Annotated in this window: 21 protein-coding genes and 1 tRNA gene; 13 read left to right on the top strand and 9 right to left on the bottom strand. The window is 65.3% G+C overall.

The annotated features are described in order from the left end of the window. Nucleotides 1–395 precede the first annotated feature (395 nt). Both VFG17_RS03360 and VFG17_RS03355 read right to left on the bottom strand, forming a co-directional pair. Nucleotides 396–875: a hypothetical protein gene (locus VFG17_RS03360; RefSeq protein WP_325028044.1), complete on the bottom strand. Its 480-nt coding sequence runs from the start codon at nucleotides 873–875 to the stop codon at nucleotides 396–398. A gap of 94 nt (nucleotides 876–969) precedes the next feature. After that, nucleotides 970–3,078 carry a ParB/RepB/Spo0J family partition protein gene (locus tag VFG17_RS03355; RefSeq protein ID WP_325028043.1) on the bottom strand — a complete coding sequence of 703 codons (2,109 nt, stop codon included), beginning with the start codon at nucleotides 3,076–3,078 and terminating at the stop codon, nucleotides 970–972. Between the two features lie 342 nt (nucleotides 3,079–3,420). On the opposite strand from VFG17_RS03355, the gene VFG17_RS03350 reads away from it, so the two are divergent. The 8 genes from VFG17_RS03350 (at nucleotide 3,421) to VFG17_RS03315 (ending at nucleotide 13,083) form a co-directional block, all read left to right on the top strand. Beyond that, nucleotides 3,421–4,170, top strand: coding sequence for a LuxR family transcriptional regulator (locus tag VFG17_RS03350; RefSeq protein ID WP_325028042.1), 750 nt, complete (start codon nucleotides 3,421–3,423; stop codon nucleotides 4,168–4,170). Nucleotides 4,171–4,277: 107 nt separating this feature from the next. Beyond that, the gene (locus VFG17_RS03345; RefSeq protein ID WP_325028041.1) at nucleotides 4,278–4,898 is read left to right on the top strand and encodes an acyl-homoserine-lactone synthase; all 621 of its coding nucleotides are present in this window, start codon (nucleotides 4,278–4,280) and stop codon (nucleotides 4,896–4,898) included. Continuing rightward, entirely contained in the window at nucleotides 4,895–5,758 is an 864-nt protein-coding gene (locus tag VFG17_RS03340; protein ID WP_325028040.1) for a phytanoyl-CoA dioxygenase family protein, read from the top strand. Before VFG17_RS03345 ends, VFG17_RS03340 begins: the two co-directional genes overlap by 4 nt. After that, a complete protein-coding gene (locus VFG17_RS03335; RefSeq protein WP_325028039.1) occupies nucleotides 5,755–6,354 on the top strand; it encodes a GntR family transcriptional regulator in 600 nt (199 codons plus the stop codon). Before VFG17_RS03340 ends, VFG17_RS03335 begins: the two co-directional genes overlap by 4 nt. 270 nt (nucleotides 6,355–6,624) lie before the next feature. Beyond that, entirely contained in the window at nucleotides 6,625–7,242 is a 618-nt protein-coding gene (locus VFG17_RS03330; RefSeq protein ID WP_325028038.1) for an RNA polymerase sigma factor, read from the top strand. Next, nucleotides 7,239–8,252 (top strand): FecR family protein, encoded by a 1,014-nt coding sequence (locus VFG17_RS03325; RefSeq protein WP_325028037.1) that lies wholly within the window; start codon nucleotides 7,239–7,241, stop codon nucleotides 8,250–8,252. The genes VFG17_RS03330 and VFG17_RS03325 overlap by 4 nt, the downstream gene beginning before the upstream one ends. Nucleotides 8,253–8,347: 95 nt before the next feature. Next, on the top strand, nucleotides 8,348–10,888 hold the full coding sequence (locus VFG17_RS03320) for a TonB-dependent receptor (protein ID WP_325028036.1): 2,541 nt from the start codon (nucleotides 8,348–8,350) through the stop codon (nucleotides 10,886–10,888). An 11-nt stretch (nucleotides 10,889–10,899) separates the two neighbouring features. Further along, complete coding sequence (locus VFG17_RS03315) at nucleotides 10,900–13,083, top strand: prolyl oligopeptidase family serine peptidase (protein WP_325028035.1); 2,184 nt, start codon at nucleotides 10,900–10,902, stop codon at nucleotides 13,081–13,083. On the opposite strand, the gene VFG17_RS03310 is transcribed toward VFG17_RS03315, so the two are convergent. The 4 genes from VFG17_RS03310 to VFG17_RS03295 all read right to left on the bottom strand — a co-directional run bounded on the left by VFG17_RS03310 (nucleotide 13,080) and on the right by VFG17_RS03295 (nucleotide 16,223). Continuing rightward, on the bottom strand, nucleotides 13,080–14,681 hold the full coding sequence (locus VFG17_RS03310) for an asparagine synthase-related protein (protein WP_325028034.1): 1,602 nt from the start codon (nucleotides 14,679–14,681) through the stop codon (nucleotides 13,080–13,082). The genes VFG17_RS03315 and VFG17_RS03310 overlap by 4 nt on opposite strands. Nucleotides 14,682–14,806: 125 nt before the next feature. Then, nucleotides 14,807–15,445 (bottom strand): lasso peptide biosynthesis B2 protein, encoded by a 639-nt coding sequence (locus tag VFG17_RS03305; RefSeq protein ID WP_325028033.1) that lies wholly within the window; start codon nucleotides 15,443–15,445, stop codon nucleotides 14,807–14,809. A 64-nt stretch (nucleotides 15,446–15,509) separates the two neighbouring features. Then, nucleotides 15,510–15,653: a benenodin family lasso peptide gene (locus VFG17_RS03300; RefSeq protein ID WP_325028032.1), complete on the bottom strand. Its 144-nt coding sequence runs from the start codon at nucleotides 15,651–15,653 to the stop codon at nucleotides 15,510–15,512. A 496-nt stretch (nucleotides 15,654–16,149) separates the two neighbouring features. Beyond that, nucleotides 16,150–16,223 (bottom strand) — tRNA-Gln (locus tag VFG17_RS03295). A 154-nt stretch (nucleotides 16,224–16,377) separates the two neighbouring features. Between VFG17_RS03295 and VFG17_RS03290 the strand changes: the two genes are divergently transcribed. Next, nucleotides 16,378–17,670, top strand: a complete 1,293-nt coding sequence (locus VFG17_RS03290) for an FAD-dependent oxidoreductase (RefSeq protein WP_325028031.1) — start codon at nucleotides 16,378–16,380, stop codon at nucleotides 17,668–17,670. Further along, complete coding sequence (locus VFG17_RS03285) at nucleotides 17,667–18,062, top strand: DoxX family protein (RefSeq protein ID WP_325028030.1); 396 nt, start codon at nucleotides 17,667–17,669, stop codon at nucleotides 18,060–18,062. The genes VFG17_RS03290 and VFG17_RS03285 overlap by 4 nt, the downstream gene beginning before the upstream one ends. Before the next feature lie 3 nt (nucleotides 18,063–18,065). On the opposite strand, the gene VFG17_RS03280 is transcribed toward VFG17_RS03285, so the two are convergent. After that, nucleotides 18,066–19,337, bottom strand: coding sequence for a dipeptidase (locus VFG17_RS03280; RefSeq protein ID WP_325028029.1), 1,272 nt, complete (start codon nucleotides 19,335–19,337; stop codon nucleotides 18,066–18,068). A gap of 92 nt (nucleotides 19,338–19,429) precedes the next feature. On the opposite strand from VFG17_RS03280, the gene VFG17_RS03275 reads away from it, so the two are divergent. From VFG17_RS03275 to VFG17_RS03265, 3 genes are read left to right on the top strand one after another with little or no spacing between them, the layout of a single operon-like run. Further along, nucleotides 19,430–20,605 carry an acyl-CoA dehydrogenase family protein gene (locus tag VFG17_RS03275; RefSeq protein ID WP_325028028.1) on the top strand — a complete coding sequence of 392 codons (1,176 nt, stop codon included), beginning with the start codon at nucleotides 19,430–19,432 and terminating at the stop codon, nucleotides 20,603–20,605. Nucleotides 20,606–20,610: 5 nt separating this feature from the next. Continuing rightward, entirely contained in the window at nucleotides 20,611–21,807 is a 1,197-nt protein-coding gene (locus tag VFG17_RS03270; protein WP_414712928.1) for a M20 metallopeptidase family protein, read from the top strand. After that, nucleotides 21,804–22,049, top strand: coding sequence for a GlsB/YeaQ/YmgE family stress response membrane protein (locus tag VFG17_RS03265; RefSeq protein WP_325028026.1), 246 nt, complete (start codon nucleotides 21,804–21,806; stop codon nucleotides 22,047–22,049). Before VFG17_RS03270 ends, VFG17_RS03265 begins: the two co-directional genes overlap by 4 nt. 32 nt (nucleotides 22,050–22,081) lie before the next feature. Here VFG17_RS03265 and VFG17_RS03260 read toward each other — a convergent pair whose 3' ends face one another. Next, nucleotides 22,082–23,530: a hypothetical protein gene (locus VFG17_RS03260; RefSeq protein ID WP_325028025.1), complete on the bottom strand. Its 1,449-nt coding sequence runs from the start codon at nucleotides 23,528–23,530 to the stop codon at nucleotides 22,082–22,084. Continuing rightward, entirely contained in the window at nucleotides 23,527–25,113 is a 1,587-nt protein-coding gene (gene nadB, locus VFG17_RS03255) for an L-aspartate oxidase (RefSeq protein WP_325028024.1), read from the bottom strand. Before nadB ends, VFG17_RS03260 begins: the two co-directional genes overlap by 4 nt. Between the last annotated feature and the right edge of the window lie 56 nt (nucleotides 25,114–25,169).

Here is a 25,169-nt window from a genome sequence, read left to right as displayed (position 1 = left end):
CGCCGCAGCTTTCTCGATCCCGCTGCGCGCACCCGTTCAGGCAGGCCCTCGGCCTCTCGCGCCGCCATCGGCGGCTGCGCAGCCGGCCGCGCCGGCTGCCAGAAGACCGCACCCTGAAAGGAGGCTCGATGCTGGCCGATCTGAGGCCCGGCAGCCGGGGCCTGTCGGCTGCCAAGGGGCCGAATGACCGCAGTCCGGCCGGTTTCAGCGTGTGCGCGGGGCCGCGGATAAGCGCCCCACTCTGGCCGAATCCCATTCGGTCAGTGTGGGCCATAGCCCCGCTCATTTCGTCTCTGCCCGGCGAGCGCGGTCGTTCTCGATGGCCAGGCAACAAAGGGGCCCGCCCCGGCGATCGACCGGGGCGGGCTGGCCAGTCTTTTCGCCCGGCAGCGAAATCACGACGTCACGATTACCGGGGCCGTATGCGTCAACGGCGATGCCCGAGCTCCGACGGTCTCGATCCGGACTTTCGCCAAATGATTGCGCGCAAGCCATTCGTCGGCGGCAGCCGCGTCCGGCGCGAGATATTCGAGTTCCTCGCCCTCGCCGACTTGTCTCAGGATCCGGATACTGCCCGGCGGCGGCAGGTCGACGATCTCGAAACTGAGCCGCGTCGTCGCCTGAAAGCTCCGCGTGAACTTGATGACGACGACCCCGTTCGATCCATAGTCACCGAGATGGAGCGAAAAGCCGCCCGGATAATTGAGGCTTTTGCCGATACGCGGCGGCTCCTTGCGGATCAGCCGCCCCTTGTCGTTGCGGTTTTCCCAGTCGGCGAGCTTGCGCCGGAAACGATCGGACGGACGCGGGGCGCCGTCCGAAAAGCGGATGATCGCGCCGAGCGGCGCATGGTCCATTATGGCCTGTGCAGACATGATATGTGCTCCTGAAATGCCAAGAGCCCGCGCGTCGACGGGCTCCTGGAAAATGGGATGGACAGGTCCGGGGCGGTTCTGCCGCCCCGAACGGTCATTCAGCCGCGATCGGCAGTTCGTCGGTGCCCGCCTCGTCGTCGAGGAAGGGCGGCAGGTCGGACGCCCCCGCGGCGGCAGCGCCGCCAGTTGCATCGCCCTGAACGGCCGCTTCCTCGGCCCCCGGCGTGCGCATCGGTTCCGGGAGCCAGCCGCTGTCTTCCAGAAGCCGCTCCGCCTCGCGCGCCATGTCGGCCTTTTTCAGATGGTCGATCATCTGCGCGAAATTCTCGCCGCGCGCCTCGGCGACGTCTGCGAGGATGCGCGGCTTGGTCACGCTCCCGAGATAGCCCGAGGCGGTCGGACGCCAGCCGGCCTCGACGAGATCGAGCCCGACCGCGCGCGCCAGGACATGGCTGTGCGCAATCCGCCGCTCGACCATGTGCTTCGAGATGCGGCCATTGTCATATTTGGGAACGATCTCGGCCTGCGCATTGACCGCGAGCGATGCGCAATGTGCGAACAGGGCCATCTGCTCGTCGCCGTCCAGTTCGAGCAGCGCGTCCCACACATCCTTGTCGGACTTCGGCAGCCGGGCGCGCCAGGCTTCCGCGCGCTCGGCGATCGCCTGCGCCGGCGGCGTGTCGCGCAGACCCCCCGGCGCGTTGCTGAATCCGACCGGATGCAGCGTCAGCTGGAGACAGGATTCGTGGCTGTATCCATAGAAGGTCGCGAGGACGAGACCGTGCAGGACGGTCGCGAAGGCCACTCCGGGATCGCGCGCAAAAGCATCCTGCAACGCGAGCGTGCGCCAGCAGGTGAGATCCGACACTGTCCGCTCCGACAGCGGCTTCAGCTCCTCCTCCGCAGGATCGGGCTCGGCGGTCATTTCTCCGCCCATGACTTCCGCAGGTGCGTCCCGATCGCCGGGACCGCCGTCACCGCTCCCTTTCTCCTCGCCGCCAGCTTCGCCGGCCACCGGCTCGTCCTCGGGCCGCACGAAGCCGCGCTCGACCGTCAAATTCCCGCGCGGATCGATAGACACGAAGGCGCCGGCGATCCCGATCTCCTCGGGATCGAAGAGCTGCGGACGGTCGGCGAGCGTGCCGATCTCGGCGTCGATCGCCTCGAGGCGCGCATGGATTTCAGCGGGGACGTCGGGCTCTTCGGACCATTGCTCCGAGAGCGTGTCCGCTTCTTCCTCGAGCGCCGCGAGCTTGGCCGCCTCCTCATCGGTCAGTTCGGCCTCGGTCCCGGCGATACGGCGCAGCGCATGCGTCGCATTCCAAGGGAGTTCGACGGCGGTATCGACCCACTTCCAGCCTTCCGCGCCGATCCGCGCGGCCTCCGCCTCCAGCCTCGCATCGACAAGCCGGTCGAGCAGCGCCGGATCGGTCAGCCAGCCGCCATTATCGGCTTCGAACAGGTCGCGCACAATGCTCCCGCCCGCTTCGAGATAGGCCTCGACGGTGACGAAGCCGACCCGCTTGTCGGCGGCGCGCACGCTATCCTCGGTCAGCTTTTGCCGGATATAGGTGGCGGAGCGGTTGAAGCTGCTTTCAAGCAACTCCCAGACTTGCTCCTGCCGCGCATGATCGTCCGAGATGGTGAACGCCATCAACTGTTCCAGCGTCATCGCGTCCGCCGCGTAGACGTCGTGAAGCTTCGGCGAGACGGCAGCGAGCTTGAGGCGCTGGCGCACGACCGCCGGGGTCGTCATGAAATGCGCCGCGATATCCTCAGGCTCGGCCCCCTTTTCGACCATCGCCTGCATGCCGCGAAACTGATCGAGCGGATGGAGCTGTTCGCGCACCGCATTTTCGGCATAGCTGTCTTCCTCGGCGAGGATGGCCTCGCCGGCGCGCTGGACGATGCAGGGGATCGGCGCATCCTTCGCGAGCCTTTTCTGCTTCACCAGCAGTTCGAGCGCGCGAAACCTCCGGCCGCCGGCCGGAATTTCATAGGACCCCGTCTCCGCGCCCGCGGTGTCGAGCAGGGGCCGGACGTTGAGGCTCTGGAGCAGCGTGCGGCGAGCGATATCCTCGGCAAGCTCGCCGATCGACACGCCGCATTTGATGCGCCGGACGTTGGACTGGGACAGTTGCAGCCGGTCGAACGGGATGTCGAGCGACGGGCTGAGGGTGATCTTCTGCGCGGCCTTGGCCATGGTTTTTCTCCGTGACAGGCCGCCGCGAGACTCTCTCCCGGCTCCCAGCCTGTCCCGAAATCCGAAGGTCCCTCTTCCTCCGGCCGCCGCAGGTGGCCGCCCGAAGCCCGGCGTGAAAGCGCCACCGCCAGCCCCTGCCCCGAGCCGATTGAAGTCAGAACTGAAAGTTTATCCTGTTGAAAAGCGGAGTTTTCCGGCTAGCAATATGTCCCGCCGCGGCAAAAGTCCGACGGCTTGCGCAGCCGCCCGTCGGGAGCGGAAAGGAAATGTCACCGGCGGGCCCATCGGGGCGGCGTGCACGGAGAGCGGGTTGGGACCGCCCCGGCAGCCGCAAAGACAGCAATGCAGAATGAACTCACGGAGCGTCTCGTCTCCGATATCCACAGCGCGGCGAACGAGGAGAGCCTCCACCGCGCACTGACCGACGCCGCAGCGCGGATCGGTTTCGACCATTTCGCGCTTTCCTATGAAAAGCGCCTCCCCGCGATCGGACGATCGGCGATCCTGCTGCACGACTATCCCGACGCCTGGGCGCGCGTCTATATCGGGTTCGAGCTTGGCGGCGCCGACCCTGTCCGCCGCGCCGGCGAGCGGTCGATGACGGGCTTCGAATGGCAGCATATCGATCGCTATATTCCGCTGACGCGCGGCGACCGGCAGATGCTGTCGGTCGGCCGCGAACATGGGATCGGCGACGGCTACACCGTGCCGCGGCATCTTCCCGGCGACGCCAGCGGGTCCTGCTCCTTCGTCGTCCGCCCTGACCGGATATTGCCGGCCGATGCTCTCGACGTCGCCGAAATCGTCGGCGCCTTCGCGCTCGCCCGAGCGAGACAAATCTCGGGAGCCGGCTTTCCAAAGGAACGCCCGACCCTCAGCGAGCGGCAGCGCGAGTGCGTCTTGTGGTCGGCGCGCGGCAAGACCGCGGGCGAGATCGCGATCATCCTCGACATTTCGGAATCGACCGTGATCCAGCATTTCAGGACCGCGCGCGAACGCTACAATGTTCACAGCGGCAATGCGCTGATCCTCTGCGCGCTGTTCGACGGCTTGATCGGATTCGCCGACATCTTCGACTGGCGCGATCCGTAGGCGACCCGGCGGTCCGAAAAATCGTCCCGGCCCTCCCCAGATATGGGGATGCCGGGGAAGCCGCGATCATGGTCTGATCCCTGCACGTCGAAAATCGGAGAGCCGACATGCAGGACAATTTGGTGCGGGCGCCGCAGGCGCCCGGAGATACGGCGCTGCGCGCCATGTTCGCGGCACGAAAACAGGTGTTCGTCGACCTGCTCGGGTGGGACGTGCCCGTGCTGGCGGGCCAATATGAGGTCGACCAATATGACACGGCCGACGCCGAATATCTCATTCTGATGGATCGTGATGGTCGGCACCGTGCTTCGACCCGGCTGCTCCGGACCGACGGTCCGCACCTTCTCGGCGAATATTATGCGCATCTCTGCGACGGCCCGCCTCCCCATGGTCCCTTGGTCCGCGAGATCACCCGCTTCTGCCTCGACCGCAACCAGTCCGCCGCCGAACGCCGCTCGGCCCGGAACCAGCTCGTGACCGCCCTTGCCGAGCACGCCCTGCGATGCGGCATCACCGACTATATCGGCGTCGCCGAGCCCGGGTGGCTTTGCCAGATCGTCGAGTTCGGATGGGATTGCCGGACGCTCGGCAGCGCGCTGGAAATCGGAACCGGCTTGGGCGCGCTGCACATCCGGATCGACGACAAGACGCTCGCCGGTCTGAGAGAGCGGGGCATCTATCAACCCGCCGAGCTCCGTCTGACCGCGGGCCGGGGGCTGGAGCAATGAAGCGGGTCGATGTCGCCGAAGCGACGGCCGAGTTGAACGCGCGCGGCTACTGCATTCTCGAGGACCTCATACCGGCGAAGCTGATCGCCGAACTTGACGCGGATCTCGATCCGCTGTTTGCGGCGACGCCCTTTGGCGAAGGTCATTTCTACGGCTATCGGACCAAAAGATTCGGGGGTCTTCTCAAGCGGTCGCGCCATGTCGAGGCGCTTGCGCTCGAACCCCAAATTCTCGCGATCGTCGACGCGGTGCTCGGCGACAGCTGCGACCGCATCCAGCTCAATGTCGCGCAGGCGATCGAGATTCATCCCGGCGAGAAGCGGCAATTCCCGCACCGCGACCATGACATGTGGGCGGGCGCCAAGGGCGCGCACGAATATCTGGTCAACATCATCTGGCCGCTCACGCGCTTTACGGCCGATAATGGCGCAACGCACCTCTATCCTTACAGCCATGGTCCGGAAGGCATGGCCAAAGACGATCCCGGCGAGCCGGTCGTCGCCGAATGCTCGCCCGGATCGGCGATCTGCTTTCTCGGATCGACAGCGCATGGCGCCGGCGCAAATATCACGTCGCGGGTGCGGCGCGGGGTCGTGATCGGCTACAGCCTTGGCTGGCTCAAGCCCTATGAGAATAACTGGCTCGCCTATCCGCCCGAGATCGCACGACGCTTTTCGCCCGAACTCGCGGCGCTCGCCGGCTATGTGCAGCACCGCCCCAATCTTGGCAATTACGAGGGACAATGTCCGTCCATCCTACTCGGCGAGACGGTGCCCGAGCATCTCGCCGCGATCGATGCGCTCCGACCGGACCAGGCAGCGATGCTCGCAGAGTTCGCCGAGCAGGAGCCTCGGCGGTGAGCCCGGCGCATGTCCTCGAACCAACCTACGAGGCGATCAAGCTACGCCTCAAGATCGGAAAATGGCCCGCCGGCCTCCGGCTTGAGGCGGCCAAGCTCGCCGACGAACTTGGCGTGAGCATCACCCCCGTCCGCGACAGTCTGTGGCGCCTCGCGGGCGAACATATGGTCGATGTCACGCCGGGCGAAGGCTTTCGGGTACCCCGCCTCGGGCAGGACGAGCTCCGCGACCTGCTCGAGCTCAACTGCATCTTGTTGCTGGCAGCCATGTCGGTGGTCCCGGCTGCCCGGGATCGCCGCACCGAGATCGGCGGCAACGTGGCGGAGCGCACCGCTCGCCTGTTCCTCGATATCGCCGGCCGCGCGGGCAACGGCGCACTGCTGGCCACCGTCTCCGCGATCAATGACCGGCTGCATCTGATGCGCCTCCAGGAAGGCGCCGTGATGCCCGAGTCAGACGGCGAACTGGCGACACTCGAACGAGCGATAGATGAGAGAGAAGCCGACGGCCGCGTTCGCGATCTGTTGCTTCGCTATCATCACAGCCGGGGGCAAGCGGCCGATCGCATGACGCGGCTGCTCGCACCGGGCGAATGACATTCGCCATGCGTTACGGCAGGAACCACGACGCGGCGCCGAAGACGTCCTTTTGCTTGTCAATCGCGCGGCCGCTTGTCATGATTCCTCGCAGCGCCCCCTCATTGGCGGGCGCGGCACAGAATATGCCAGGCATTATTTACGCCCGTCCCCGCAGGCCGGGCGGCCGCATCGGACAGGTTTGCCGGATCGATGCAATGGCACTGCCCTGGATGACGAGACGACCGGTGCCGCCGGCCCGTTTCGCGCGTATATGTTCAGGCCCGATCCTTGTCACCGCCTCCCCTCAAGCGTGCCGCGGCACAGCGCCATCCCTTCTCGGTCGCTTCGGCCTGCCATCACCGACCGGGCGATGCCGACGAGCACCGCGCTCCGGCACAGGCCCCCGGGGACGACGGGGCAAGCCTCGACGACGCCTTTCGCCGGCATGGCGCCGCCCTGCTGCGCTTTCTCGGCCGCCGCGCGGGCGACGAGGCGGCGCCCGATCTGATGCAGGACGTGTTCGCGCGCGCGGCGGGCAGTCCCCAGCGGCATCGCCTCGTCAATCCGGGCGGCTTTCTTCGCCGGATCGCCCAGAATCTGCTGATCGACCGGGCCCGCCGCCACCGGCGCGACAATGTCCTACTCTTTTCGCTGCGCGAGGAGCATGATGCGGCTTGCCCGGCGGAGCAGGAGCATGGCCTGGAAGCCGCCGACCTCCTGCGCCTTTACGAACAGGCCGTCGAGGCCATGCCGCCAAAGACACGCCGCGTTTTCCTGATGCACCGCGTCGACGAACTCAGCTATCGGGAGATCCACGAACGGGTGGGTATCAGTGTTGCGACGGTGGAATATCATATGATGAAGGCACTCGCGCATATCGACAGGGCTCTGGAAGGCTGCCGATGAACGATGACGACGGATCGCCTGGCGCCGGAAGCTATTCGAGCGCGGAAGTCGCGCGCGCCTGGGTCGTCAAGATGCGAGGTGAGGACGCGCCCTCGCTTCGCGCGGAGTTCGAGGAATGGCTGGCGACCTCGCCCGAAAACCGCCGCGCCTATGAGCGCGCCGCCGGGAGGTTCGCGCGAAGTGATATTCTCAAGACCTCCCAAAAATTCGGGCCGCGCCGCTTCGATCCGTGGGGCTTCGTGCAGGCGCGCCGATGGCAGATTGCCGGAACCGTCGCGGCGGCGGCTGCGCTCTTCGTCTTTGCGATAGGGGCTGGCGGCGCCCCCGTTCCGGGTCCCATGCAACCCGGGGCGGCGTCCGCCTATGCGGCCGAACCGCTCGCGACCAGGCGCGGCGAAATCCGCACCTTCCGCCTCGCCGACGGATCGACCGTCGTCCTTGATACCGACAGCGTGGCCGAATTTTCGATGGATGGCGGCGAACGGCGCCTGCGCCTGTCGCGCGGGCGTGCCCGCCTCGCGATCGCCGCCGACGCCCGGCCGTTTCGCGTCGATGCCGGCGCCACCGTCATCGCGGCGCGGGACGCGACGATCGACGTCAGCATTGAGACGAGCGATATCATTGCAGTCGAACTGGCAAGGGGTGCCGCCGCCGTCCGCTCCGCGATGGCGACATCGTCGCGGCCAGCCGCATTGCGTATCGGCCAGCGCAGCCATTACCGGACCGGCCAAATGGTCTCCGATGGGGGCTCGCCCGCCATCGTGAAATCGTCCGCGGACTGGACGACGGGTTGGTCGGAACATCGCGCCATTCGCCTCGATCGGCTTGTCGAAGAGGCGAACCGATATGCGGCTCGCCCGATCGTCATCGATGACCCAGCGCTCGCATCGCGCGAAATCTCGGGACGCTTCCACATTGCAGATGCGGACGGGTTTGCACGGCGCATCGCACAGTTGCTGGACCTTGAGCTCGACCGGCGCGACGACGGCATTCGGCTTCGCCGCAGATAATTTCACTCTCCGCCTAAGGTAGGCTGAAGACGAGCGTCAACGCTCCCCACTGGCCCTGCGCCCAACGCACGGCCGACCAAAAAGGGGGGAGTTAGATGACGATTTTCAAATCCCGTTCGGCGCTGGAGCTGCTTGCCGGCGCGGCGCTGCTCGTTGCGCCGGCCGATGCGGAAGCTTATGAGGAGGCGCGCCAGTCCTATAGCCTGCAAGCACAGGATCTCGGCGACGCCCTCAAGGGCGTTGCCGCGCGCGCCGGGCTCGAGCTCTACGCATCGAGCGAGGATCTAGTGGGTCGGCGCTCTCCGCCGCTCAACGGCACATTCACGCCGCGCGAAGCCATCGATGCGCTTCTGCGAGCGACGCTGCTGTCGGCGGAATTCGACGGTCGCTCGGTAATCATTCGACGACAGCGTAGCAGCCAGACATCCGCCGACGTCACCGACGATGCGGCTATCGTCGTGACGGGCTCCCGCATTGAAGGCGCGCCACCGCCCGCGCCCGTCATCACGATTACCGGCGATGATATCCGCGACGCGGGCCAAGCCGATCTCGGTGAGGTTGCCCGAAGCCTGCCGCAGAATTTCGGTGGCGGCCAGAATCCAGGAATTGGCAGCGGACAAGGGACCGGGAACGAGAATGTCAACGTCAATGGCGCTTCAACATTCAATCTCCGCGGCGTCGGCCCGAATGCGACATTGACCCTGCTCAACGGGAACCGGTTCAGCTACAGCGGTACGCAGAGCGTCATCGACGTCAGTGCGATCCCTGTTGCCGCGGTCGAACGCGTGGAGATCGTCGCCGACGGCGCGTCGGCAATTTACGGCGCCGATGCGGTGGCCGGCGTGGTCAACATCAAGCTGCGCAAGGACTATGAAGGCGTCACGACGAGCGCCCGTCTCGGAGGGTCGACCGACGGCGGCAACTTCCAGCAGCAATATAATCTGCTCGGCGGCGCAAAATGGTCCGGCGGCGGATTTGTCGCGACATATGATTATTTCGATAACAGCGCGATCTATGCGCGCGACCGGACTTATTCGGAGAGCAGTAACCCGGCATCGACATTCTATCCCCAACTCAAGCGTCACAGTGTTTTGCTGAGCGGCCATCAAGAGGTCGCACACAGCGTAAAATTGTCGGGCGACCTGATCTACAAGCGCGGCAATACAAGCAGCGTCCGCGCCCTGTTCGTCGACCGCCCGGTCACGACCCGGGGCTTCCTGGCCACCACGAAGTTCGTGACCTTAGGTGTCGCACCCACCTTCGAGGCCGATCTCGGCGGATCGTGGAATGCGCGAATTACCGGTCTGTACGGTACCGACAAGACCAACGCCCTTACCGACAACTACACCAATGATGTCGCGACGCAGGCCGTCCGCACCTACAATAATCGCAATCTCGCAATCGAGGCTGGAATTGAGGGTCCGCTGTTTGCGTTGCCTGCCGGCGATGCCCGGCTGGCCGCAGGCGGCGGCTGGCGGCGCAACCGCATCGGCGTCGAGCTTGGCGGTCGCCGCTTCAGTGCGGCGCGCGCAAACAGCTTCGCCTATGGCGAAATCTTCATCCCGCTAGCTAGTCCGTCCCAGCGCCTCGGCTTCGCGCATCGGGCCTCGCTCACGGCGGCGCTCCGCTGGGAGGATTATTCGGATTCGGGAAGTATCGTCACCCCGAAGCTCGGTTTCGTCTACGCTCCCGTTCCGGAGCTCAGCCTCGGCATCTCATGGGGCCGCTCGTTCAAGATGCCTACGCTCATCCAGCAATACACCGGCTACACGGCGCTGCTTTTGCCTGTCACCGGCTATGGCAATCTCTTCCCGCCGGGTTCGACCTATCTCTACATCGGTGGCCCGAACCCTGAGGTTGGTCCCGAGCGTTCGGAGAATATTACGCTGAGCGCGACTTTCCGGCCATCGCCGCGGCTCGAGATCGTGACGAGCTTCTTCCGGATCGACTATCGCGACCGCGTAGCGCCACCATTCGCGTCTCCACTCGGCGCGCTGACCAATCCGCTCTACGCAGACCTCGTCAGCTTTGACCCTGCCGCCGATGCCCTCGATGCGGCCATCTCGGGCGCCAATGCGCCGCTGGTTAATGCAACGGGCGGACCCTACGACCCCGCCAGAGTCATTGCGCTTCTTGACGGCCGTGATCGCAACATCGCGGTGCAGCAATATCAGGGCGCCGACCTCTCGCTTCGCTACCGCGCGCCGATGGCGGGTGGGCGGTCACTGACCCTCGCCGCAAGTGCGACCTGGATCGACAGCTGGCAGCGGCTCCTTCCCGGCCTCCCGGCGACGAACCTTGCCGGGACCATCTTCAACTCGCCTCATTTCAAGGCACGAGGCGGCGCGACCTTCGGTGATGAGCGCTTCTCACTTTCCGGCTTCGTCAGTTTCACCGGGGGTGTGACCGATCGGCGGCGGCCGGTCCCGCTGAAAATCTCTTCGATGGCGACGCTCGATCTGACCGGGCGGATCAAGATCGGCACCCTCGCTGAGGTCTCGCTGAGCGCCCTAAATATTCTCAATGCGAAGCCGGAGAGAACGACTGTCGCGGCGGCTGGCGATACCCCATTTGATACGACCAATTATTCCGCGGTCGGACGATTCCTGGGCATCACCATCCGGCGCGACTGGTGAGGCGGATCGCCATGATCGCCGGCGCCCGCTCTCACTTTTCGATCGCACTAGCGGTCGGCACCGCGCTATTGCCCGCAGCGACCGCCGCCAAGTCGAATGCGATACGCCCGTGGACGCTCGAGGATATCTTGCTCGTCCCCGAAATTCTCGAAATTTCCCTGTCAGGGGACGCTCGAACGGTCCTGTACGCGGTGCGAGCAAGCGACGTGAATGCCGGACGGCCCCGCATCACGCTCCGTCTGGTCGATATCGAAAAAAAGACGCAGCGCGACGTGATCGAGATCGAAGCCGCGAAGCTGATAAGGCAAATTCCCGGAACCGATGACTGGAGCGCGCTCCTCGATATCGGGCAAGGATTGCAACTTTATCGCATCGACCGGCACGGAAAGGTCGATGCGATTGTGCTCAATCCGGCGCCCGTTCGCGTCGGGAAAGCCGACATGTCGCTTTCCATCGGGGGAGATAGTCCGCCGCATTCGGTCGGCGTGCTCGCCTATGACTGGTCACCGGACGGACGCTGGCTTTGGTACAGCCTGCTCACGGCAGAGAACGACCCAGTGGGCGTCCGCTTCGACAAGGAGGTAACGGCACTCCGCGATCGCAGGCGCTCGCAGATCGAGGCGCGTATCGAGTTTTTTCTCCGCGGCCCCGACGGGCGGGTCGATAAGGTCACTTCACGCCCTTCCTCCGACCGCATGGCGCTCCATGCGGGGGGCAACATCATTTGGCAGGAGGATCAGGTCGGATTTCGCGTCGAAGAATCCGACGGATCGGTGGGGTCGGTGCAGGCGATCTGGGCTTGGGACCGCGTCCAGAAATCCACACAGCGACTGGAGAGTGAGCGCGACACGCAGTCCCTCTGGATGATTGCGGGACCGCGCGGGGGAAAACTTGAGTCGACGACCGGCGATGGCTCGAACGAACTGGCAGAAATCCTGCCGGGCGGAAGGCGGCACATTTATGGCCGCTTCGATTTTACCATCGGGGATCCGCGATCGGCAGGGTTCAGCCGTAGTGCCGATCGGCAAAGGACAATTGTAGGAACTCGCTACCTGAGTACGCCGCGCTATGGCCTCGCCCTCATCGACGGAAATAGTGTCCGCGAGATCAGCACCAAGGGAAGCCTCACAAAATGCGGCTTTTCGGGCAATCTTTCGTTCGCTGTCTGCGTATATGAGGGCATGACGTTGGCGCCCGAACTTGTTCAGGTCGACCTTTCGACCGGAAAGCTGGAGCACCTCCTCGAGGTTTCGCCTCGCCACTCAGCCATCACACCATTGGCCGTGCGGCCCCGGACCTGGGTCAATCGACTGGGCTACAGAGCCACCGGATATGTCATCCTTCCCCGCGGCTACCGCAAGGACCGTCGATATCCCACGATCGTCGTTACACACGGCAGCGACGCCGACGAACGCTTCGCGGAGAGCAGCAATCAATGGAATTATCCCGTCCAACTATTGGCCGAGCGCGGCTATGCCATACTCCTCATCAACGATCCTGCGCCGCAGCAAAGCGCGGCCCTTCAGGCCGCCTATCGAGCATGGCTCCGGGGAAGCGGCCCGCCAGGGCCGGAGGAGATTCAGAAGCTTGTCTGGATCAACGGCGTGTACAGTTTCGAGGATGCCGTCACCGAGCTGGCCGCCGAAGGCCTTGTCGATCTCGATCGGGTCGGCATCGCAGGATATAGCCGCGGCGCGCAAATGGTGAATGTCGCGGTCACCCACTCCCGCATGTTCCGGGCAGCTTCGAGCGGCGACGGCGGCTTTCTCGAACCGGCGGGCTATTCGCTATCGCCGGCCAGCTACACCGCAATTTACGGCGGCTCGCCTTTCGGCGAGCATGCCGCAAATTATCGCCGATTCAGTCCATCGCTCAATGCCGACAAGATTTGCGCGCCGCTGCTCCAGCAAGTGGCGTCGGCCTCACGGTCGCAAGCCGATCTCCACGACGCGCTGCGCGGCGCCAATGTGCCCGCGCAGATCAGCCTCTATCCAGGCGCAAGCGCAGCGTCGGACGAAACCCACCTGTTTCACATCCCTTCGAACCGGCTGCTGGCGATGCGCGAAAATGTCGCTTGGTTCGATTATTGGCTGCTTGGCAGGCGCGATTCCGATGCGCCGTTCCCACGGCGCTTTGCGGAATGGGATCGCATGGCGGTCAACGCTGGAGGCCGATGCGGCGTATCGCGCCATTAGCTGGAACCGCTCCACCACCTTGCCCAGTTTTCGGCCGCGGCGAGGGCCAGGATTCGCTGAAGGCGCTCGGTCCCGCGCCAGCTCGGATCGTCGGGTTCATCGAGAAGAGCGGTGTCAAATATTCCGGCGCTTGTGAGCAGTCCCCCGCGCAAACGATCGTGGAGGATCGCCCGGAACCGGTGGTAGATCGAGAGCTGAAATCCTCCGGGACCACCCTTCTGCGTCCGTCTTGCGACGAGCTCGGGAAATGAATGTTCGAATGCTTCCCGGGCGACCGCGCGATTGCGACCGCCTTCGATCCACAGCCAGCTCGGAATCGACAGGCAGAGCTCGGCTATGGGCTGCGACACCAGCGGAGCGACATGGATGGGCGAGCATGACCGCGGATAAAGCTCGATGCCTTTTTGTGTCCGCATCAGATAGGCGGCATGAACGGTCTTGCCCGGTAGCACCTCGGTCGGCGCTGACAGCCACGGGTGAGTTCCGCCTGCCGTCTCGATCCGCGACGCGGCGTCCGGCGAAATCCCACTGAAGTCGAAACGCACATGATGACGGCCACCGTCACGGCGGTAGCGCGCCCACGCGTGACGAAGGACCGTGCGGCTGTCGGTGCCGGTGAGAATGCAAATGTCGCGGAGCGTTTCGGCAAGCGCGGGTCGAGGACCCTCGGCAAGAAAGCGATCAAGAAGAGGAACGGCACTCCGGATGCTGCATAGCATTCCATCGCCGCCGTTCCCGGTAAAATGGGCATCGATGGGCGAGCGTGCGTTCATTCGCATATGAATTGCCTCTACCGATTGCTTGAACAGGGGCGCAATCGGCCAAGGCTGATGGGGTGCGACGGCGCGGCCGACATCGATGTCTTCAAGATCCATCGGTACGGCTTCGAGACCGAGGCCAAGCGACGCAGCAAGGGCTGCGGCATAGCGTTGCTCGTCACCTCCGAAATCAGGACCGACCAATGTCAGGCAAGCGAGCCGCCTCGCCCGTGGAGCGGATGCGACGGCGACGATGGAAGAATCGAGCCCGCCGGAGGAGCCGAGCAGGATCGATGGAAAGCAGCTTGCCCAACTTCCTACGCAATCCGAAATGGTTTCACGCAACCGGACTGCCGCCTCCGCGAAATCGGCGGATGCTGTCTGCTCGACATGATCCCACGGCGTCCACCAAGGTTCGATTGCAACTCCGTCGCGTCCCACGACAAGACATTCGCCGGCGATCAGCTCATCGATCCCGCTGACGCAGGTCCGTCGCCCCCGGGCGTCGCCGCTCGCTGCAATCCGCGCAATTTCTTCGAGATCGGCCACGCCAGGCCCCGGCTCTGCGAGGTCCGCAATGCTGCCCGCAAACAAGATATGATCCGCTTCACGCCGGAAATAGCAAGGCAATGCTCCGGAGGGGTCGCGCAGGATGCTGACCGTTCCGGAGACATCGGCCCGGATCATCACATAGCCGCCCCAATATTCCCTGAGCAGCGAACGCCCGCCGCTTTTGCTCAGTCGTTCCGCTTCGTCCGGACTGAACTCCATGACTCGCCTGCTGGGCGGGCCGCGCTTGAACAGGTAACCGATGATCGCTGTCTCGGAATCGACCCGCACAATCGGTTCGTCCGACCAAAGGACGAAGCCTGCCGTTGTGAGGTCGGGCGACCGATCGGCGTCAAGCCTGGTCAGCCCCTCTCTTCCGGCCCGCAATCCCACAACTATGCGGAACCCGCCAGCCATCAAACGGCGAGAATTGGCTTGTAGTGGAGGACAATGTCGAGCGGATCCGACAGCACGGTCGATCCAGCCTGGACCCAGCAATGTGCTGCGAAGGGCATGGTCACCCCAAACACCAGCGAAACCGCAGATCCGCGGTGCATCAGCATCCGCTTCATCGCTATGCTGCGGACGAGGCATTGATCGATCGCTGGCGCGTATCGCTTGGCACACAGAAAGGCCGCCGCAACTCCGGCAATTACGGCGTCGTTGGGCTGGGCAGTTTCCCGCCGCCCCGCGCTTTTCAGTTCACCTATGATGCTGGACAGCGGTCGGCGGCGCAGTTCTTTTCGTGTCCTCCATTGTAGCCAGAGCGATGCGGCCGTCGTCGCAACCGACGCTTCGTCGAGCGGCCCGTCGACGAGGCTTATTTTCGGAGCAACCAAAGCGTCAGGCTCCGTCCCTTCTTCGGTTTTTCGATCGGCGAAAATGCCCCGCTCGATTAGCCAATCCGACGCGCTCGCCTCTCCCGAAAGAGCGCGAAGGAAATCTTCGGCGTGGCCGTCCGTCAGGAGAAAATAGCGGTCAACCGGAAGATCGAGAAAGATGACGGCGTCGCCAATTTGACGATGATAGAGGCCGTCGCGAAGCATGAGAGCCATCGGAGCGCGTCTGCTAAACCAGAAGGGTGCGGCGTGCCGCCCAAGGACAACACGCCGCCGCCCTTCAGTCGTCCGCCGAAATGCCGCCGGAGAAGAGATATTTGTCGCTCGGGTCCTGATCCTCGAACCCGACGGGTTCGATCCCGCGGGTCTCGACGCTGATTGCGCCCAGGTCGATCAGTTCGTCACTGTTCTGAAACGTCTTCATCGCTTTCACCTTTTCCAAAATGCGACCGAAATGAGTCGCAAGGAAAAGTTATGTCGCGCCAATCCTGAGGGCTATTTTATAATCGGATTATAATCGCGCCGCCAATTTCGACTAAGATAAGAGTGACCGAGCAAAGGAAGACGCGCGTTGGGAGCGCGCACCGGCACCTTTAGCTTTCGCCTGGACATACGTGACAGAGCCCGGTCACACGCCTGCTGGCCTGAGCGCTCGCGCAGCCTGCAAATTCTGGAACGAATTGCAACGAGAACTGCAACCGGAAGTGACTTGAACTTTGTCGCTGCGCTCAGCACCCCACCGTGGGCATTCGCATCATCCCGCCGAATCAGTTCGAGCGAAATGCGATGGACGACGCCAGCGCCGCATTTTCTTCGCTCCCGCAGCCCTCCGCTGGCGGGGCGATATGACGGAGGAAATGTGGGAGGAGTGCATCGGTTCGACATAAAACCGAATGAATTCAATGCTTTATGGAAAGCTCTGGATGCCCCGTGAGGATTCGAACCTCAATAGACGGAATCAGAATCCGTAGTCTTACCATTAGACGACGGGGCAATGAGGCGCGCGCAATATGATTGCGGGAGCCGCCTGTCAAGGCCGGAGCGGCAGCCCGCACAAGCGCGCTTGCCCTGTCGCATTTCGCCGCTAGCATCACCCCATAACAAAAGAGGGGCCGCGCGCCCGCGCGGATGCCCGAAGGAGTGGGTTGATGCGTCATGTCGCGATCGTCGGGTCGGGCCCGGCGGGCTATTATACCGCCGAAACATTGCAGAAAGCGGAGGATATAGCGGTCGACGTCATCGACCGGCTGCCCGTGCCCTACGGCCTGATCCGCACCGGCGTCGCCCCCGACCATCAATCGATCAAGGCGGTGTCGCGCCGCTACGAGGGCACCGCGCTCACCGACAATGTCCGCTTCGTCGGCCATGTCTCGGTCGGCAGCGACGTGACGATCGACGAGCTTGTCGGCCTCTACGACGCCGTCGTGCTCGCGACCGGCGCGCCGAACGACCGGCCGCTCGACATCGCCGGCGCCGATCTTCCCGGCGTGATCGGCAGCGCCGCCTTCGTCGGCTGGTATAACGGCCACCCCGACTTCGCCGACCTCGATCCGCCGCTCGACGCGCCGGGTGTGGCGGTGATCGGCAACGGCAATGTCGCGCTCGACGTTGCGCGCATCCTCGCCAAGACGCCGGGCGAGTTCGCGGGCAGCGACATCGTCGCGCACGCGCGCGATATGCTGGCGGCGAGCGCGGTGCGCCATATCCAGATTCTCGGCCGCCGCGGGCCGCACCAGATCGCGATGACGCCGAAGGAACTGGGCGAACTCGGCCATCTCGAGCGCGCGAGCCCGCGCGTCGATCCCGCCGACCTGCCCGACGAGGGCGACGACGCGATGCTCGAGCCAGGGATGCGCAAGTCGGTGACGCACCTTCGGCAGTTCGCGGCCAACCCGGTCGCCAAGCCGGTGACGATCGATTTCGACTTCTTCGCGATGCCGGTGGCGATCGAAGGCGACGGGCGAGTCCAGCGCGTCATCGTCGAGAAGACCGTCCTCGACGCCGACCTTCGCAGCCATGGCACCGGCGAAACCTATGCCGTCGACGCAGGCCTCGTGATCAGTTGCATCGGTTATCAGACCCCGCCGATCCCCGGGGTTCCCTACGAACATGGGCGCGGTCGCTTCGCGAGCGACGAGGGACGAATCCTGCCCGGGCTCTACGCGGTCGGCTGGGCGCGGCGCGGGCCGTCGGGAACGATCGGCACGAACAAGCCCGACGGCGCGCGCATCGGCGAAATGGTGCTGGAGGATATCGGCCGCGGCGCGAACAAGGCCGGGCGCGCGGGGCTCGACGCGCTGTTGGCGAGCCGCGGCATCACCCCCGTCACCTTCCGCGACTGGCGCCGGATCGAGGAGGCCGAGGTCAAGGCGGCGCTCGACGGCAACCCGCGCGAAAAATTCACCAGTATCGAGGCGATGCTCGGCGCGATCGGGCGGTGAAGGGCCGCGTCCGTACCGCGCTGCGCTGGCTGCTCGCGCTCGCTTATGCCTATGCGGGCTGGCGCCATCTCGCGACGCCCGCGCCCTTCCTCGCGATCACCCCGCCGTGGGTGCCACAGCCCCAGATGGTCGTCGCCGCGACCGGCATCGCCGAAATCGCCGGTGCGATCGGGCTGATGATTCCCGCGACGCGGAAAGTGGCGGGCTGGGGCCTCGCGCTCTACGCGCTCTCAGTCTGGCCCGCCAATTTCCACCACGCGCTCGCCAATATCGCGATCGGCGGCGAGACGCTGAGCTGGTGGTATCACGGCCCGCGCCTCGCCGCGCAGCCGCTGATCATCTGGTGGGCGCTGTGGGCGAGCGGCGCGACCGACTGGCCTTTCCGCCGCTGAGTCCTATTTCGCGACCGGCGTCTCGATCGGCGGCTGGCCCTGCTGGCTCGCGGCATAGGCCTCGACCGCCTTCAGCACGCGCAACATGTTGCCGCTCGCGATCTTTTCGAGCTCGGCCTGCGAATAGCCGCGCTTCGCGAGTTCGGTGAACAACGCCGGATAGCCCGACACATCTTCCATCCCTACCGGCGCCGAATCCATCCCGTCATAGTCGCCGCCGAGCCCGATATGGTCGACCCCGATCGTCTTCTTGAGATGGTCGATATGATCCGCGACCTTCGCGACATCGGTCGTCGGCACCGGATTCGCCGCGTCCCACGTCTTGAGCGCCGCATCGGCCGCCGCCGGCTCGCCCGGATACATCGCCTTCAGCCGTGCCTGTTCGGCGGTGCGCGCGAGGCCCTGCGCACGGACGTCGGCGTCGAGGAAGCCGGGCAGCAGCACGACCATCACGATCCCGCCGTTCGCCTTCACCGCGGGCAGCACGCTGTCGGGGACATTGCGCGGATGCGGATTGATCGCGCGCACGCCCGAATGGCTGAACATCACCGGCGCGTGCGAGGTTTCGAGCGCGTCCTTCATCGTCGCTTCGCTCACATGGCTCAGATCGACGATCATCCCGATGCGATTCATTTCGCGCACCACCTGGCGGCCGAAATCGGTGAGCCCGTCGTGCGCCGGCGCGTCGGTCGAAGCGTCGGCCCAGCTCAGATTCTTCGAATGCGTCAGCGTCATATAGCGCGCGCCGAGATCGTACATCTGGCGCAGCACGGCAAGCGACGAGCCGATCGAATGGCCGCCCTCCATCCCGAGCATCCCGGCGATCTTGCCCGCCTTCATCGCCTTTTCGAGTTCGGCCGAGGTCGAGGCGAGCATCAGATCGTCCGGATAGCGCGCCACGAGCCGCTTCATCACGTCGATCTGCTCGATCGTCTGCTGCACCGCGAGCGGCTCGTCGGGGTTGCTCGGCACATAGACCGACCAGAATTGCGCGCCGACCCGCCCCTTGCGCAGCCGCTGGAGGTCGGTGTGCATCGCGATCTCGGGCGGGGTCGCGTCGGGTTTCGCGGTGTCGGTCGTGTCCTCGAAATCGAAGCCGTTGATCATATTGCCTTCGCGCCCGCGCAGCGCCCAGGGCACGTCGTTATGCCCGTCGAACACCGGCGCCTTCTTGAGCGCGGCATCGGCAACGGCTTCGGGCGACTTCTGCGCCAGGGCGGGGGTGGAGACGAGGGCGAGAGCGGCGAGGCCGGCGAGCAGTTGCGACTTGTTCATGGCGCGCGACCTTAAGTCCTTGTCGTCGCGGCGCAAGCCTCGCTTGACGCCTCCTACTTGACGTGTCCGTCAACCCAGCCCAGCATCGCACTATGACAGCCTTCGACGACTGGCGCGCCCGCTCGCCCTATTATGACGAAACCCACGAAGCGCTGGCGCAAAGCGTCCGCCGTTTCGTCGCGCACGAGATCGCGCCGCATATCGACCGCTGGGAGGCCGAGGGCGAACTGCCGCGCGAGCTGCACAAAAAGGCTGCGGAGGCGGGCATTCTCGGCCTGCGTTATCCCGAGCAATATGGCGGCCATTCGGAAGGCTTTGACAATTTCCACGGCCTCGTGCTGACCGAGGAACTCGCCGCGGTCGGCGCGGGCGGGCTCGGCGCCTCGCTGATGACGCACGGCATCGGCCTGCCGCCGATCCTGGCGCTCGGCTCGGAAGAATTGAAGCAGCGCGTCGCGCCGCCGGTGCTCGCGGGCGAAAAGATCATCGCGCTCGGCATCACCGAGGCGGGCGGCGGCAGCGACGTCGCGAACCTCAAGACGAGCGCGGCTCGGGACGGCGATCATTATATCGTCAACGGCGGCAAGATGTTCATCACCAGCGGCATGCGCGCCGACTGGCTGACCTGCGCCGTGCGCACCGGCCGCCCCGGCGCGTCGGGGATCTCGCTGCTGCTGATCGACATGGCGAGCCCCGGCGTCGAGCGCACGCGGCTGGACAAGATGGGCTGGCGCTGCAGCGACACCGCTGCGATCCATTTCGAGGGCGTCCGCGTCCCCGCCGAAAATCTGATCGGCCCCGAGAATGGCGGGTTCATCGGCATCATGCGCAACTTCAACAGCGAACGACTCGGCATGGCGATGGGCTGCTGCGCCTATGCCCGCGTGGCGATGGCCGAAGCGGCCGAATGGGCGCAGAGCCGCGAGACCTTTGGGCGTCCGCTCGTCGGCCACCAGTCGATCCGCATCAAGCTCGCCGACATGGAACGCCAGATCGAGGCGACGCAGGCGTGGGTCGACCTCGCCGCCTGGCAGGTCAAGCACGACAAGGCCCGTCCCGCCGACTTCGCGATGCTCAAGGTGCAGGCGACGCGCATGCTCGAAGCCGTCGCGCGCGAGGCGGCACAGATACTCGGCGGTGCGAGCTATATCACCGGCAGCAAGGTCGAACGCATCTACCGCGAGGTGCGCGTCAACGCCATTGGGGGCGGCAGCGAGGAAATCATGCTCGACCTTGCCGGGCGGCAGTTGTTTGGAGGAAAGAAGTGAACGAGATCGCCCGTAGCTGGCCCGCCGAGGCAGAAACTCTGTTGGGCGACCTCGTCGACCTTCGCCGCGCGATTCACCGCGAGCCCGAGCTGGGCCTCCAGAATCCCAAGACGCTCGCGAAGATCAAGGATGCGCTCGCGGGCCTGCCGCTCGAATTTCGCGAGGGGCCGTCGACCACCGGACTGATCGCGATCCTGCGCGGCCCCGCGAACGGGCGCACCGTGCTGCTGCGCGGCGACATGGATGCGTTGCCCTTGCTCGAAGAGACCGGGCTCGATTTCACCTCGGAGATCGCTGGCGCGATGCACGCGTGCGGGCATGATACGCATGTCGCGATGCTCGTCGGTGCGGCCAAGCTGCTGTGCGCGGCGCGCGACCGCTTGCCCGGCACTGTGATGTTCATGTTCCAGCCGGGCGAGGAGGGCCATCATGGCGCGCGCTTCATGCTCGATGACGGGATCATCGATCCGCTGCCCGACGCGGCCTTCGCGCTCCACATCATGCCCAATGCGCCACACGGCATTTTCGCCGGCCGCGCGGGGCCGCTGCTCGCTTCGTCCGACGTCCTCTCGATCACCGTCAAGGGTGCCGGAGGGCACGCGTCCATGCCGCACGACAGCATCGACCCGATCCCCGTCGCCTGCGCAATCGTCGCCGCGATCCAGACGATGGTCACGCGCCGCATCTCGGTTTTCGACCCCGCGGTCGTCACCATCGCGAAGATCGCCGCGGGCACGACGAACAATATCATCCCCGAGAGTGCCGAAATGCTCGGCACGATCCGCACGCTTTCCCCCGAACGCCGCGCGATGGTCGCGCGCGAACTGAAGCGCCTCGCGCCCACGATCGCCGAGGCGCATGGCTGCACCGCCGAGGTCACGATCGAGGAAGGCTTCCCCGTCACCATCTGCGACAGCCGCGCGGTCGGTTTCGGCCAGGCGGTCGTCGAGGAGACCTTCGGCGAGCAAGCCTGGCTGACGATGGACAATCCGGTGATGGGAGCCGAGGATTTCTCCTACGTCCTTGAAAAGATTCCCGGCGCGATGTTCTGGCTCGGCGCGAGCGCGGCGGGCAGCGACTGGCGCCAATGCTGCGGGCTCCATTCGAACCATATGGTCCTCGACGAGAGCGTGATGGCGCGCGGCGCCGCGCTCCACGCGGCGCTTGCCGAACGCTTCCTCAACGAAGGATTCAATGCATGATCAACATCATCGGCGCGATCATCTCTGGACTGATCATCGGCGCGCTGGCGCGCTTCTTTTACCCGGGCGCGGTCGAGATGGGATGGGTCGCGACGATCCTGCTCGGCATCGGCGGCTCGCTCCTCGCCGGCCTCGCGACATCGCGCGGCCGCGGCGACTTTAGCCGCGCGGGCTGTCTTGCTTCGGTGATCGGCGCGATCGTGCTGATCTTCATCGGACGACTGGCCGGAATCGGCGGCTAGAGTCTTTCCGCCCCGGATTGGGCACAAAGACTCTAGTTGCCCGTCGCAGCGAGCCAGTCGTTCAGTTTGCGTAGCGCCGGATCGGGCGTACAGCCGCCCGCGCGGCGCAGCACGCACGACGGTGCGTCAGTAAAGCCGGGCGGCGCGCAGGCTTCGAGGCGGTAGGCGGGCGGCAGTTCGCCGATATGCGCGGGGCCGGTCAGGACGACGTCGAAGGCCGCGGCATGGCGCGCCGCCTCGTGCCGCGTTGCAATCCTGTAGATAGGCGTTGCGCGGCGATAGAGCGCGTAGCTGCCCGCCACCGTCGCGCGCGGGCGATAGAGCGCGAGCCCGCAGGTCTTTGCTGGGCGCCCCGCGCGTTCGAGCGCATCGGCGAGCCCCGCCTCCATCGACCAGTTCGGCCGGAAATTACCGGCCGCGAGCGCGGCCGAACCGCCCGCCCACACGGCCATAGCTCCCGCCACCGCGATCATCAGGCGCCGGCGCGGCACCCGGCGCAACAGATCGGCGGTGCCGATCGCCGCGAGGATGATGAGCAGGGCCGCGGTGAGCAGCACGAAGCGATATTCCTTGTGTCCGATCAGCGAGTGGAACGCCAGATGCGCCACCGCCATCCAGGCAAGGACGGGATAACGCTTGGCTCCCAACCAGGCGAGCAGCACGATCGGCACCAGCGCGAAGTGCCAGTAGAAAACGAACAGGGAGAGATATCCGGTGACCGGTGACAGGCCGTAAGCCGCGGCGCGATTTTCGACGATGTTGATGCGCACCGATTCGACCGCCCACTGAAACGGCACCGCCCCCATCGCGAGATTGGCCGCGGCGTCGATGCCGAGCGCGACGAGCCCGCCCGCGATCAGCGGCGTCCACGCGCCGCGCCAGTCGCGCTTCGCGGTGCAGATCGCGAGGACGAGCAGCGCGGGCGCGTAATGGATGCGCGCGACGAAGCTCAATCCCATCAACAGCCCCGCGACAGCGAATTGCCGCGGCCCCGGCGGTGCCCGCCGCGCAACAAGCAGCCACATCGCCCCCATCAGCGGCGCAAGCCCGATCGGTTCGGACAGCGCCCGCGGCGCAAAGAAAATCAGTTCGAACCAGATCGCCGTGACGACCCCCGCCATCGCGCCGTGCAACCGCGACAATTTGAGCCCGAGCGCGGTCGCCGCGCCGACCACCACCAGCGACAAGACGGCGAGCGTCAGCCGCACCAGCGTCAGGTGGAAGGTCGTCTCGGGCGCCAGCGCATGCCCCGCGCCCATCGGCAGCGCGAGCAGTTCGGGGATCAGCCAACTGCGGATGCCCGACCGATAATCCCAGGTCTGCACCCACGGCCCTTCGACCAAATGCCAGGCAGGTTCCAGATATTGCCAGATCTCGTCGAACCAGCCGACGGTGAAGGGGATTGACGCCACCGCCCGAAACATCGCCGCCAATGCGAGCGCGCTCCAGAAAATCTGCCTTTCGCTGATTTTCGCTATCAAGGCACCAGCACCGTATCCACGGCCTGGGGCAGCAGACCGGGATAGTCGAGCGTGTAATGCAGCCCGCGGCTCTCCTTGCGGTGGAGGGCGCTGCGCACGATCAGTTCGGCGCATTGTAGCAGGTTGCGCAGCTCGATCAGGTCGGTGGTGACGCGGAAATGGCCGTAATAGTCGCCGACCTCGCCCGCTAGCATCTTGATCCGGTGTTGCGCGCGTTCGAGGCGCTTTGTCGTGCGCACGATGCCGACATAATTCCACATGAAGCGGCGGATTTCGGTCCAGTTCTGCTTGATCACCACCTCTTCGTCCGAATCGGTGACGCGGCTTTCGTCCCACGGCCGGATCGCGGGCGGCGGTTCGAGCTGGTCCCAGCGCGCGACGATGTCCTTCGCCGCCGCCTCGCCGAAAACGAAGCATTCGAGGAGGCTGTTCGACGCGAGGCGGTTCGCGCCGTGCAGCCCGCTCTCGGTGCATTCGCCCGCCGCATATAGCCCGGGCAAGTCGGTGCGCCCGTCGAGGTCGATCAGCACCCCGCCGCAGGTATAATGCTGCGCGGGCACCACCGGGATCGGCTGCCTGGTCATATCGATGCCGAGCGTCAGCAGCTTTTCATAGATGTTCGGGAAATGGCCCGCGACGAAATCGGGGTCCTGATGGCTGATGTCGAGATGGACATAGTCGAGGCCGTAGCGTTTGATCTGGTCGTCGTTCGCGCGCGCGACGATATCGCGCGGCGCGAGTTCGGCGCGCGCGTCATAGTCGGGCATATAGCGGTGCCCGGTGACGGGGTGCTTCAATATCCCGCCCTCGCCGCGCACCGCCTCGGTGATCAGGAAATTCTTGACGTCGAGATTGTAGAGGCAGGTCGGGTGGAACTGCATCATCTCCATGTTGGAGACGCGGGCGCCCGCGCGCCAAGCCATCGCGATGCCGTCGCCGGTCGCGCCCCTTGGGGCGGTGGAGAATTGGTAGACGCGCCCCGCCCCGCCGCTCGCGAGGATCGTCGCGCGCCCGACATGCGCGCGCACCTTTCCCGTCTTCTCGTCGAGCGCATAGACGCCCCACACGCGCCCCGAGCCCGAATAGCGTTCCTCATGCCGGCCGGTGATCAGGTCGATGCACGCCTGTCCGGGCAGCAGGGTGATGTTCGGATGCGCCTCGGCGGTCTTCAATAGCGCCGCCTGAACCGCCCAGCCGGTCGCGTCGTCGACATGGACGATACGGCGGTGCGAATGGCCACCCTCGCGCGTCAGATGCAGCGCTTCGGCTTGCTTGTTGAAGGGCACGCCCATTTCGACGAGCCGCTCGATCGCGTGCGGCGCATTTTCGACGACGAACTCGACCGTCTCGCGCCGGTTGAGCCCGCCACCCGCGATCATCGTGTCCTCGATATGATTCTCGAACGTGTCGCCCGCGTCGAGCACCGCGGCGATCCCGCCCTGCGCCCAGGCGGTCGACCCGCCGGTGAGTTCGCCCTTCGCCAGCACGAGCACCTTGCAGTGATCGGCAAGCGCGATCGCGGCGGTGAGCCCCGCGGCGCCCGAACCCACAATGATGACGTCGTGGGGGATAGGATCTGTCATCACAATTCCGTTCGCATCGAGCGAAGTCGAGATGCCGCTCGGCCTCGCGCTATCCT

The sequence above is a fragment of the Sphingopyxis sp. genome (genome assembly GCF_035686825.1).
Taxonomy (GTDB): Bacteria; Pseudomonadota; Alphaproteobacteria; order Sphingomonadales; family Sphingomonadaceae; genus Sphingopyxis.
The sequence above is the reverse complement of the archived record's forward strand: the minus strand, read 5'-3'. Positions and strand labels throughout refer to the sequence as shown.

What these genes read in the sequence shown, in the direction of transcription:
- VFG17_RS03360 (WP_325028044.1), bottom strand. Translation starts at nt 875, where the DNA reads ATGTCTGCACAGGCCATAATGGACCATGCGCCGCTCGGCGCGATCATC.
- VFG17_RS03355 (WP_325028043.1), bottom strand. Translation starts at nt 3,078, where the DNA reads ATGGCCAAGGCCGCGCAGAAGATCACCCTCAGCCCGTCGCTCGACATC.
- VFG17_RS03350 (WP_325028042.1), top strand. Translation starts at nt 3,421, where the DNA reads ATGCAGAATGAACTCACGGAGCGTCTCGTCTCCGATATCCACAGCGCG.
- VFG17_RS03345 (WP_325028041.1), top strand. Translation starts at nt 4,278, where the DNA reads ATGCAGGACAATTTGGTGCGGGCGCCGCAGGCGCCCGGAGATACGGCG.
- VFG17_RS03340 (WP_325028040.1), top strand. Translation starts at nt 4,895, where the DNA reads ATGAAGCGGGTCGATGTCGCCGAAGCGACGGCCGAGTTGAACGCGCGC.
- VFG17_RS03325 (WP_325028037.1), top strand. Translation starts at nt 7,239, where the DNA reads ATGAACGATGACGACGGATCGCCTGGCGCCGGAAGCTATTCGAGCGCG.
- VFG17_RS03320 (WP_325028036.1), top strand. Translation starts at nt 8,348, where the DNA reads ATGACGATTTTCAAATCCCGTTCGGCGCTGGAGCTGCTTGCCGGCGCG.
- VFG17_RS03315 (WP_325028035.1), top strand. Translation starts at nt 10,900, where the DNA reads ATGATCGCCGGCGCCCGCTCTCACTTTTCGATCGCACTAGCGGTCGGC.
- VFG17_RS03305 (WP_325028033.1), bottom strand. Translation starts at nt 15,445, where the DNA reads ATGGCTCTCATGCTTCGCGACGGCCTCTATCATCGTCAAATTGGCGAC.
- VFG17_RS03300 (WP_325028032.1), bottom strand. Translation starts at nt 15,653, where the DNA reads ATGAAGACGTTTCAGAACAGTGACGAACTGATCGACCTGGGCGCAATC.
- VFG17_RS03290 (WP_325028031.1), top strand. Translation starts at nt 16,378, where the DNA reads ATGCGTCATGTCGCGATCGTCGGGTCGGGCCCGGCGGGCTATTATACC.
- VFG17_RS03280 (WP_325028029.1), bottom strand. Translation starts at nt 19,337, where the DNA reads ATGAACAAGTCGCAACTGCTCGCCGGCCTCGCCGCTCTCGCCCTCGTC.
- VFG17_RS03275 (WP_325028028.1), top strand. Translation starts at nt 19,430, where the DNA reads ATGACAGCCTTCGACGACTGGCGCGCCCGCTCGCCCTATTATGACGAA.
- VFG17_RS03265 (WP_325028026.1), top strand. Translation starts at nt 21,804, where the DNA reads ATGATCAACATCATCGGCGCGATCATCTCTGGACTGATCATCGGCGCG.
- nadB (WP_325028024.1), bottom strand. Translation starts at nt 25,113, where the DNA reads ATGACAGATCCTATCCCCCACGACGTCATCATTGTGGGTTCGGGCGCC.